General features: G+C 39.6%; 2 protein-coding genes. One reads left to right on the top strand and one right to left on the bottom strand.

All coding sequences use genetic code 11. The features are described 5' to 3' along the window. On the top strand, positions 1–472 hold a 472-nt coding region (locus tag H624_RS12805), incomplete at its 5' end, for a CHAP domain-containing protein (RefSeq protein ID WP_211220902.1). Positions 473–688: 216 nt separating this feature from the next. On the opposite strand, the gene H624_RS12125 is transcribed toward H624_RS12805, so the two are convergent. Further along, positions 689–981, bottom strand: a 293-nt coding sequence (locus H624_RS12125) for a transposase (protein WP_035857352.1), incomplete at its 5' end; no start/stop codon positions are given.

Genomic DNA, 981 nt, shown 5'->3' with positions numbered 1-981 from the left:
AGCAGAAGCAGAAAGAGTAGCCGAAGAACAAGCGGCAGCTGAAAAAGCAGAAGCAGAAAGAGCAGCTGAAGAACAAGCGGCAGCAGCAGAACCTGCAGCAGCAACACCAGCTTCTAGTGTATCTAACGGTACAAACTACTATCAGTGGGGTAGCTGTGCATGGTACGTATTTGAAAAGCGTTCATCAATGGGCTTAAGCACTGGCAATGGCTGGGGAGATGCTTCTAACTGGGCATCTGCAGCTTCGTCTGATGGATACTCAGTAGGTAATAAACCAGCTGTGGGTGCAATCATGCAAGCACCGGCATATACTAACGGATCATACGGTCAAGGTCACGTTGCATTTGTAGAACGTGTTAATGGCGACGGTTCAATCTTAGTATCAGAAATGCAATTCGGTGGCGGCCTTGGTAGTAAAAGCACAAGAACTTTAAGTGCTTCTCAAGCAGCTAACCATAACTTTATCTACTAATAAATACTTGATAGAGATTAAATATTTGAAGTACACTTGCACTCATATGAGATGTAAGTGTACTTTTTTATTATTCAGAACAAAATCTAGTTCGCGAAAAGCCCACAAAATCCAAAAAGACACGAACTAGGTCGTGATAATTGATAAAAAAACGGCTCTACGTCAAATAAGGTTGATGAAACAATTTATCTGACTGTCTAACTTGCTTTATGCAAGTTAGACAGTCTTTTTTTGTTCAGGTTTATATAAACGCGTCATCAATAATATTCGATCTCTGAAATGCGCAAAGTTCTTGTAACCAAAAGCCATCCGTTTTAATACTTTGATACTGTTATTGATACCTTCTAATGGGCCGTTTGTTAGTGTTGGATAATGTAATGTGTTTTCAATATAGGATTCATACTTCTTAAATGTTCGTAATACTCGACGCATGCCAGGAGATAATGGAACCTGATTAGAAGTTTGAATCAATGTTTTAAACTGGCTCATATGGCCTTGTTTTAACGCAT

Source organism: Jeotgalicoccus marinus DSM 19772 (assembly GCF_000425825.1).
GTDB classification, from domain to species: domain Bacteria; phylum Bacillota; class Bacilli; order Staphylococcales; family Salinicoccaceae; genus Jeotgalicoccus; species Jeotgalicoccus marinus.
Note: the sequence above shows the minus strand (reverse complement) of the source record. Positions and strands in the feature narration are given on the sequence as shown.